Origin of the sequence: Streptomyces sp. ActVer (genome assembly GCF_027270795.1) — a bacterium.
In the GTDB taxonomy this organism is placed as follows: Bacteria; Actinomycetota; Actinomycetes; order Streptomycetales; family Streptomycetaceae; genus Streptomyces; species Streptomyces umbrinus_A.
On the sequence record NZ_JAPWHT010000433.1, the window covers coordinates 1 to 8683 of the forward strand.

Here is an 8683-nt window from a genome sequence, read left to right on the forward strand (position 1 = left end):
AGAAGCCCCACAAGGTTCGCGGCCCCTTCGCCAAGAACCCGCGCGGCCTCGTCCACATCGCCCCGAGCCACCGCCGCCAGGCACAACGCCTCGACGCACCCCCGGTTGCCACAAGAACAGGGCGGCCCGTCCAGCTGAATGACCTGGTGCCCGAACTCACCCGCCCCGGTCCGGGACCCACGATGCACGGCCCCACCGAGGACGAGCCCGGCCCCCAGCCCCGTACCGAGATGGAGATACGCGAAGGCCCCGGCCTCACCGCCGACCGCCAGCCCGAGCGCAGCGGCGTTCGTGTCCTTGTCCAGCACGACCGGCACTCCGAGCCGCCGAGCCAGCGCATCACGCAGGGGAAAGCCGTCCCACGCGGGAAACCCGGTCACCCGGTGCAGCACGCCATGCGTGTGATCGAGGGGTCCAGGCATGGCAACACCAACCCCGAGAACGGTGGACGCGGCACTTCCCAGCCCCGCCACCACCTCCCCGAACTCCGCCACGACCACGTCGAACACGGCGTCCGCCCCGGCCCCCAGATCCAGCGGAGCACACCGCTCCCCCACGACCGCCCCGGTGAGATCGACGAGCACGACCCGCAGCTCGTCCCGGTCGAGATGCAGCCCCACCGCGTGCCCGGCCTCCGGCACCAGCCGCAGCACCGTGCGCGGCTTGCCGCCCGTGGAGGCCTGGCGTCCGGCCTCGGTCACCAGCCCGTCCTCCCGCAGACGGGCGGTGATCTTGCTGACGGCCTGAGGCGTCAGCCCCGTACGCTCCGCGAGTTCGAGGCGGCTCATCCCCGTACGCCCGGCGCGCCGCAGCAGATCGAGCAGCAGGGCGGCGTTGTGACTGCGCAGCGCGAGCAGGTTCACCCCGCCGCCCACCCGGGCCGCTCCGGAACCAGCCCCGATCCCAGTCACTCAGATCCTCCCTGTATCGCGTGCGTCCACAGCCCCATTGTCCCTCGCGCTTGCACTTTGGCAACAGCGTTGCTTAAGTGGATGACATGACTGGTACAGGCACTGGCACCTCCCTCGGCGAAGGCCCCGTCCGCGAGGGCCCCTTCCGCGTAGGCCTCGTCGGCTACGGCCTCGCGGGCTCCGTCTTCCACGCCCCGCTGATCGCCGCCACCGAGGGCCTGACCCTCGACACGGTCGTCACGTCGAACGCGGACCGGCAGCAGCAGGCGAGGGACGAGTTCCCGGACGTACGGATCGCGGCGACCCCCGACGAACTGTGGCCGCGCGCCCACGAGCTGGACCTGATCGTCATCGCGTCCCCGAACAGGACGCACGTCCCGATCGCCACGGCCGCCCTCAAGGCGGGCCTGCCGGTCGTCGTCGACAAGCCGATCGCGGGCACGGCGGCGGACGCCCGCGAGCTCGCCGCCCTCGCCGACGAGCGCGGGCTGCTGCTCTCCGTCTTCCAGAACCGCCGCTGGGACAACGACTTCCTGACCCTCCAGAAGCTGATCACCGAGGGCGCCCTCGGTGACGTCTACCGCTTCGAGTCCCGTTTCGAGCGCTGGCGCCCCGAGCCCAAGGGCGGCTGGCGCGAGTCCGGCGACCCGGCAGAGGTCGGAGGTCTGCTGTACGACCTCGGCAGCCACGTGGTCGACCAGGCACTGGTCCTCTTCGGCCCGGCGGCCTCGGTGTACGCGGAGTCGGACGTACGCCGCGCGGGTGCGGAGGCCGACGACGACACGTTCATCGCGGTCACGCACACGAACGGCGTCCGCTCCCACCTCTACGCCTCCGCGACGACCGCCCAACTCGGCCCGCGCTTCCGCACGCTGGGCTCGAAGGCCGGTTACGTGAAGTACGGCCTCGACCCCCAGGAGGCCGCCCTGCGCGACGGCGAGCGCCCGGTCGCGGGCAAGGAGAAGGAGTGGGGCGTCGAGCCCGAGGAGCTGTGGGGCCGCGTCGGCTCCGGAGAATCCCCGGCGACCGGCGGCGGCGCCCCGGTGCCGAGCGTTCCGGGCGCGTACCCCGCGTACTACGCGGCCGTCGCCGCCGCCCTGAGCGGCACCGGCGGGAACCCGGTCACCGCCCTGGAGGCCGCCGCCGCCCTGGACGTCCTGGAAGGCGCGCGCCGCTCGGCCCGCGAGAACGTGACGGTGACCCTGTGAGCACCCCCACCGCACCGACCGTCGCCGAACTGGAGGAGCAGGAGCGCCGCCTGACGCTCCCTCACTTCACGTACGACGACGCATGGGCCCTCGGCACGCTCCTCGTCGAACTGGCCCGCGAGCGCAACGCCCCGGTCGCCATCGACATCCGCCGGGGAGGCCAGCAGCTCTTCCACGCCGCCCTCCCCGGCTCCACCCCCGACAACGACGCCTGGATAGACCGCAAACGCCGAGTGGTCGACCGCTACGCCGCCTCGTCCCTCCTCATCGGCACCCGCTTCCGGGCCAAGAACACCACCTTCGAGGACTCCTCCCGCCTGGACCCCGACGTCTACGCGGCCCACGGCGGAGCCTTCCCGATCACGGTGAAGGGCGCCGGCGTGATCGGCACGGTGGTGGTCTCGGGCCTCCCCCAACTGGAGGACCACGCAATGGTGGTAGAGGCCCTGGAACGTTTCTCGGCAACGCTCTAAGGCACGGGGGACTTTTGGCTTATTTGGGGGCGCGGGGAACTGCGCAGTCTCTTGGCTTTTTTGGGGGCGCGGGGAACTGCGCAGTCTTTTAGGGGCGCGGGGCTGTGACATTTTGCGGCTCCGCCGCGTGGGCGCGACCAGCCACAACGGCCCCGCGCCCAACAACGCACCGCAGTCCCCCGCCCCCCAGCGGAGCGCTACGCCGGCTTGAATTCCTGCCGCTGCCGCCCCAACCCCTCGATCTCCAGCTCCACAACATCCCCCGCCCGCAAGAACGGCTTGGGCTCAGGCATCCCCAGCGCAACCCCCGCCGGCGTCCCGGTATTGATGACATCCCCGGGATAAAGAGTCATGAACTGACTCACATACCGCACGACTTCGGCAACGGGGAAGATCTGGTCGGACGTACTCCCGTCCTGCCGCAACTCGCCGTTGACCCACAGCTTCAGGCCCAGCCCCTGCGGGTCGGAAACCTCGTCCGCCGTCACGAGCCACGGCCCGAGCGGATTGAACGTCTCGCAGTTCTTCCCCTTGTCCCAGGTCCCGCCCCGCTCGATCTGGAACTCCCGCTCGGACACGTCGTGCGCCACCGCGTACCCGGCGACATGGGCGAGCGCCTCCTCGTGCGAACCGAGATACCGGGCCGTACGCCCGATGACGACGGCCAGCTCGACCTCCCAGTCGGTCTTCACCGAGCCACGCGGCACAAGCACGGTGTCGTACGGCCCGACGACCGTGTCCGCCGCCTTGAAGAAGATCACCGGCTCGGCGGGCGGCTCGGCACCGGTCTCCTTGGCGTGGTCGTGGTAGTTGAGGCCGATGCAGACGACCTTGCCGATCCGGGCGACCGGCGGGCCGACCCGCACCCCGTCCGCGTCGAGCACGGGCAGTTCCCCGGCCTCGGCGGCGGTACGGATCCGGCCGAGCGCCGCGTCGTCGGCGAGCAGCGCCCCGTCGATGTCCGGCACGACGCCCGACAGGTCCCGCAGGACTCCCTCGGCATCGAGGAGCGCGGGCCGCTCGGCCCCTGTCGTACCGACTCGCAGCAGCTTCATGATCACAATCTCCCTTGATCGCGGGCGGCCCGTCCGACGGGTGCAGCCATCGGAGGACTGGTCGATCGTCCAAGGTCGACGTCCAGTCCGCAAGACCCGGTTCACGGACTGGACCGTAACCACCCGCCCAAGCCACGCGCCCCCCGCTGCCCCCGCCGCCCCCGCCGCGTCAGCCGAGTACGGCGGCGGCCGGCGCGGCCCCCGGCATGTCCCGGTACAGCACGGCCCGCTCGATCGCGCTCCACGTCGTACTGGTCACCACGTACAGCGCGGCGGCCAGCGGCACCACCGCCACGGTGAACAGCGTGAGGAAGGACATCAGCGGCATGACCTTGGTGATCGCGCCGAGCCCGGGGACCTGCTGCTCGCCCCGGTCGCCGCCGGCCGCGGCCACCGGAGCACTGGCGGCCATCATCCGCTTCGTACGCCGGTAGTTGAAGGTGGCGACGGCCGCGACGATCACGAACAGGGCCAGGTACACCAGCCCGGCGCCCCCGAGGACCCCGCCGTCGCCGAGGGCGTCCGTCCACCGGCCGCCGAGCGGGGCGGCGAAGAGCTGATGGGCGAGCAGCGAGTTGGCCTCGCCGCCGATCTGCGAGTTGGAGAACAGGTGGTAGAGGAGGAAGAAGGCCGGCAGCTGGAAGAGGCTGGGCAAGCAGCCGGAGAGCGGCGAGACCTTCTCCTTGGCGTGCAGCTCCAGCACCGCCTTCTGGAGCTTCTCGGGGTTCTTGCCGTGCTTCTTGCGCAGCGCGGCGATCTGCGGCTGCAGGGCGGCCCGCGCCCGCTGCCCGCGAGCCGAGGCCCGGGACAGGGGATGCACGAGGAGTCGTACGAGCGCGGTGAACAGGACGATCGCGGCGGCCGCGGCGGAGGCCTGGAAGAGCGGTTCGAGCAGTTCGGCGAGCCCCTCGACGAGGCTCGCGAACGCGGACATGAAGGAAGAGAAGAGGGAAGAGAAGCCGGACATGGATGAGCCCTCCGTGGGTCTCGTCGTGCCGAGGAGATGAGACGTGACGTACGTCGGCATGACGACCCGCGAGGGGGTCTGCTGAGGCTCTCCGGAAGTCTCCTGCGGGCGCTCTGAGAGCGTCCGCAAGACCCGAAGTCCCGAAGAGTGGTCCCCTACGCGGCCGTCAGGAGGGAACGGCCGGGTGCTCGGGGACGCCTGCGCCCCCGGGCGTCGGGGTCGCGCTGCGGCAGGAACGCCGTGCGCTTCTCACGGTCGCGGATGGCCGTACGGACCCGTGTACGGGGTACGGCGGGCGCGAGCCGTGAGGCGATGAGGGAACAGGCGGCGAGCGCGGACCCGGCCGCTGCGGTCGCCGCGAACGTGACGGCGACGGCTCCGGCGAGGCTGCCGGTGTCGAGGAGCGCCACCTGCAGAAGGAGGACGAACAGCAGGACGGCGGGCTTCAGCTGCGCCCAGGTCCGTGTCATCGGCTGCCCTCCCGTCCTCTGGTCCTGCTCGTCCTTCTGGTTCTTCCGGCTCTGCGGCCTCCTGCCGTTATACAGGATCGCCTCCAGAAACCGCTGCCACGGATGAGCGGCCAGGAACAAGGAACAACGGACTCCGGCAAGGCCGTAGTACCCCAGGGGCATAGTCGCTACGCTCCCAGCGGGGGAGGAACGCGCGTACGGGCGTGGGGAGTTGGGGGGAGCTGATGGTGTACCGAAGACGTGTGCAGCTGTGTGTCGGCGTCTTGGCCACCGGGCTGCTGCTGGCCGGCTGCTCAGGGGATGGAGACGACGGGGGCGGCGGAGCCGCCAAGCCCGCCGATACCAGGACCACCGGATCCCCGCGAGCCGCCGCGAGCGGTGACACCCGCTCCAGCCCGAGCCCGAGTCCGAGCGCCGGTGCCACGAGCCTGGACTTCGCCCCCGATCCCGACCGCGCGCCGAAGACCCGTGCAGCGGCCCTACGCCTGGCCCGCACCGTCGCGGCGGCACCCGCCGACTGGGGCCCCGGCTTCGTCAGGCACAGCCCGTACGAGAGCGACCCCGCCTCCTGGCCCGTACTCGACCAGGACTGTGTCTGGCAGCGCGAGCCGCTGCCCTCGACAGTGCTCGCCAACCTCACCCGCAACAGCGAGCTGCCCGCGGAGGACGGCAAGGGCCCGATCCGCGTCACCGCGACCGTCACCGTGCACCGGGCCGTGAAGGACGCCGACTGGGAGATGGCAGGGACCCTGGAGGAGGCGCTGCGCTGCCCCGATCAGCAGCTCCGCCAGAACGAGCGGATCAGCGGACTGCTCTCCCAGGGCGCGCACTTCGGCCTGATGGGCAACTTCACCTCCGAGGACACGCTCACGGAAGGCGGCGAGTACTACAGCGGTGAACTGGGGGGTCCTCTCTACTACTACTGGATACAGAGCCGTCTGGGCCAGGTCACCGTGGCCGTCGTCGGCAGGGGTGCCGAGGGGCGGTCCGACGAGGATGTCAACTCCGCCCTGCGGCAGGGATCGGTCCAGATGCTGAACCGCGTCGAGACCGAGCTGGAGGCGACGCGATGAGCGAGCGTCTGCTCCCCACCGACCCCGCCTCGATCGGCGGACACCGGCTGCTGGCCCGCCTCGGCGCGGGCGGCATGGGCGTGGTCTATCTCGGCCGTACGGAGGCCGGATCCCTGGCCGCCGTCAAGGTCATCCAGGCCGAGTACGTGGACGAGCCGGACTTCCGCGCCCGGTTCCGCCGTGAGGTCGAGACGGCCCGCCGGGTGACCAGCCCCTGGGCGGTCCCGGTCACCGGCGCCGACCCGGACGCGGACGAGCCCTGGCTGGCCACCGCCTTCGTGCCTGGTCCCTCGCTGGAGGAGGCGGTCGCCCGCCACGGGCCGCTGCCCACCCGCAGCGTGCGCGTCCTGGCCAGGATGCTCGCCGCCGCGCTCCGCGAGGTGCACGCGGCCGGGCTGGTCCACCGCGACGTCAAGCCCGCCAACGTCCTGCTCGCCGTGGACGGCCCGCGCCTGATCGACTTCGGTATCGCCCGTGCGACGGACGAGACCGCGATCACCTCCACCGACCTGGTCGTCGGCACACCCGGCTTCCTCTCCCCCGAGCAGGCCGAAGCACGCGGCGCGGCGGTGGGCCCGGCGAGCGACATCTTCTCGCTGGGCTGCCTGCTGGCGTACGCGGCGAGCGGCCGTCCGCCGTTCGGCACCGGCACGGCCGACGCCCTGCTCTACCGCACGGTCCACGACGAGCCCGACCTGTCCGGTATCGAGGCCGAGGAGGAGACGGAAGGCGTCGAGCTGCTGACGCTGCTGCGGCTGTGCCTGGCGAAGGACCCGGCGGACCGTCCGACGGCCGAGCAGTTCGGCACGGTACTGCTGGTCGAGGATGCGGTCCCCGAGGGCGGGCAGATCGACTGGCTGCCCGAGGACGTCGTACGGGGAATCGCGGATCGCTCGTCCGAAATGCTGGCACTTCCCGACATCGAGCCGACCGCCGCCGAAGCACCTGCCGGACCACCGGAGGAGGCAGAGCCGCCGTCGCCCGGCCGACGGCGACTGCTCCTGGCCTCCGGCGCGGCGGTGCTCATGGCGGCGGGCGGAACCGCGGCCTGGGCCGCCCTGCGCGACGAGGACACGCCGGGCGCGTCGACGCCGCGGGCCCGCCGCTGGGCCATCGGCGTACAGGCGGATCTGAGCGGGTCCCGGCGGACGGCGGGAGAGGCGCAGGAGCGGGGCGCGCGGCTGGCGGTCGAGCAGTTCAACGCCCGCAGGAACAAGCCCTTCGAGATCACTCTGAAGACCGTGGACGACGGGGGCAGCGCGGGTCGGGCGCCGGCCGCGGCGAAGAAGCTGATCCAGGACGCCGATGTCCTCGCCGTGCTCGGCCCGACCAACGACGAGACGGCCCAGGCGGTCCTCGGCACGTACGACGAGGCGCTGCTGTCCCTGCTGTCGGTCTCGGCCGGAGGACTGCTCCTGACCTCGCGGGAGTACCGGTCCTTCGTGCACTGCCGCCCGAGCGACGCGGCCCTCTCGCTCCCCATGAGCGTCTATCTCATGAAGCAGAAGGGGGCCCTGCGCCCCGGCCTCCTCCAGGACCGCACCGCGCAGACGTACGCCCAGGAGTCCGCCGGGATCAACGCCACCATGCTGCGCCAACTGGGCCGGCCGGCCTACCCCCGAGTGGTCCCGGAGGACACGCAGGACATGGGACCCGTCGTGGCCGACATGCTGCGGGCCGGGATCGGCTCCTTCATCTACGCCGGCTACACGGAGGGAGCCGCCCTGGTGGCCCGCGAACTGGCGGCGGCCGGCTTCGACCGGCCGCGGCTCGCCTCACAGGCCGTGATCGACCCGGCGTTCCTGGAGCTGGCCGGGGACGCGGCCGAGGGATGGCTGATGACCGCGTCCTTCATCGACCCCGTATCCGTTCCGGCCGCGGCGACCTTCACCGCCGCCTTCCGCAAGCGCTTCGGCGCCGCGCCCGGTTACTACGCGGCCGAGGCGTACGACACCGTCAGCCTCGTCCTCCAGGAGCTGGAGAAGGCCACGAAGGGCGGACGGCCGCCGGGGCGCAAAGAGCTGGTGGGCCTGCTCCGCAAGAGCCGCTACAAGGGCATCACCAAGGAGTTCTCGTTCAAGCCGGAGGACGGCACGTTCGCCGGCTGGGGCATCTTCCTGCATCAGGTCGAGGGCGGCCGGTTCCGTTTCCTCGGTGATGCCCCCTCCAAGGTGTAGCGGTGAGCGGGACGCCGTCCGAGGGGCACTCGGCAGTGCGCGCCCTGAAACCGGGCGACCCGCCCTTCGTGGGCGGCTACCGGCTGCTCGGCCGGCTCGGCGCGGGCGGCATGGGCGTGGTCTACCTGGCCCGTTCGACGGGCGGGGCGCTGGTCGCGCTGAAGGTGATCCGCGCCGAGTACGCGGCCGACCACGACTTCCGGGCCCGGTTCCGGCGCGAGGCCGAGGCGGCGAGCGGGCTCACCGGACAGTGGGTCATCCCGGTGACCGCGGCGGAGCCGGCGGCCCGCGGGCCCTGGCTGGCGACCGCCTTCGTGCCGGGCCCGTCGCTGGCCGAGGCCGTCACGCT

The 8683-nt window shown here is 71.9% G+C and carries 8 protein-coding genes and 1 pseudogene; 5 read left to right on the plus strand and 4 right to left on the minus strand.

The window, feature by feature from the left end:
• A partial coding sequence (locus tag O3Q52_RS42885) for an ROK family transcriptional regulator (protein ID WP_269653947.1) occupies positions 1–911 on the minus strand: 911 nt, incomplete at its 3' end.
• A gap of 86 nt (positions 912–997) precedes the next feature.
• Here O3Q52_RS42885 and O3Q52_RS42890 point away from each other — a divergent pair.
• Together O3Q52_RS42890 and O3Q52_RS42895 are read left to right on the plus strand one after the other, a co-directional pair.
• Complete coding sequence (locus O3Q52_RS42890; RefSeq protein WP_269653948.1) at positions 998–2119, plus strand: Gfo/Idh/MocA family oxidoreductase; 1122 nt, start codon at positions 998–1000, stop codon at positions 2117–2119.
• The gene (locus tag O3Q52_RS42895) at positions 2116–2592 is read left to right on the plus strand and encodes a heme-degrading domain-containing protein (protein WP_269653949.1); all 477 of its coding nucleotides are present in this window, start codon (positions 2116–2118) and stop codon (positions 2590–2592) included. Before O3Q52_RS42890 ends, O3Q52_RS42895 begins: the two co-directional genes overlap by 4 nt.
• Positions 2593–2789: 197 nt before the next feature.
• Here the strand turns inward: O3Q52_RS42895 and O3Q52_RS42900 are convergent, their stop codons facing one another.
• The 3 genes from O3Q52_RS42900 to O3Q52_RS42910 all read right to left on the minus strand — a co-directional run bounded on the left by O3Q52_RS42900 (position 2790) and on the right by O3Q52_RS42910 (position 5084).
• The gene (locus O3Q52_RS42900) at positions 2790–3647 is read right to left on the minus strand and encodes a fumarylacetoacetate hydrolase family protein (protein WP_269653950.1); all 858 of its coding nucleotides are present in this window, start codon (positions 3645–3647) and stop codon (positions 2790–2792) included.
• Between the two features lie 169 nt (positions 3648–3816).
• Positions 3817–4581, minus strand: a complete 765-nt coding sequence (locus O3Q52_RS42905) for a YidC/Oxa1 family membrane protein insertase (protein ID WP_269653954.1) — start codon at positions 4579–4581, stop codon at positions 3817–3819.
• A 188-nt stretch (positions 4582–4769) separates the two neighbouring features.
• Positions 4770–5084, minus strand: a complete 315-nt coding sequence (locus O3Q52_RS42910) for a DUF6412 domain-containing protein (protein WP_269653951.1) — start codon at positions 5082–5084, stop codon at positions 4770–4772.
• 242 nt (positions 5085–5326) lie between these two features.
• Between O3Q52_RS42910 and O3Q52_RS42915 the strand changes: the two genes are divergently transcribed.
• The 3 genes and pseudogenes from O3Q52_RS42915 to O3Q52_RS42925 all read left to right on the plus strand — a co-directional run.
• The gene (locus O3Q52_RS42915) at positions 5327–6157 is read left to right on the plus strand and encodes a hypothetical protein (RefSeq protein ID WP_269653952.1); all 831 of its coding nucleotides are present in this window, start codon (positions 5327–5329) and stop codon (positions 6155–6157) included.
• The gene (locus O3Q52_RS42920) at positions 6154–8334 is read left to right on the plus strand and encodes a bifunctional serine/threonine-protein kinase/ABC transporter substrate-binding protein (protein ID WP_269653953.1); all 2181 of its coding nucleotides are present in this window, start codon (positions 6154–6156) and stop codon (positions 8332–8334) included. Before O3Q52_RS42915 ends, O3Q52_RS42920 begins: the two co-directional genes overlap by 4 nt.
• 35 nt (positions 8335–8369) lie before the next feature.
• Positions 8370–8683, plus strand: a pseudogene (locus O3Q52_RS42925) (serine/threonine protein kinase); the annotation flags it as partial.

Bases quoted from the DNA above. Each gene is read 5' to 3' on its own strand.
- O3Q52_RS42890 (WP_269653948.1), top strand. From the start codon at position 998: ATGACTGGTACAGGCACTGGCACCTCCCTCGGCGAAGGCCCCGTCCGC.
- O3Q52_RS42910 (WP_269653951.1), bottom strand. From the start codon at position 5,084: ATGACACGGACCTGGGCGCAGCTGAAGCCCGCCGTCCTGCTGTTCGTC.
- O3Q52_RS42900 (WP_269653950.1), bottom strand. From the start codon at position 3,647: ATGAAGCTGCTGCGAGTCGGTACGACAGGGGCCGAGCGGCCCGCGCTC.
- O3Q52_RS42905 (WP_269653954.1), bottom strand. From the start codon at position 4,581: ATGTCCGCGTTCGCGAGCCTCGTCGAGGGGCTCGCCGAACTGCTCGAA.
- O3Q52_RS42920 (WP_269653953.1), top strand. From the start codon at position 6,154: ATGAGCGAGCGTCTGCTCCCCACCGACCCCGCCTCGATCGGCGGACAC.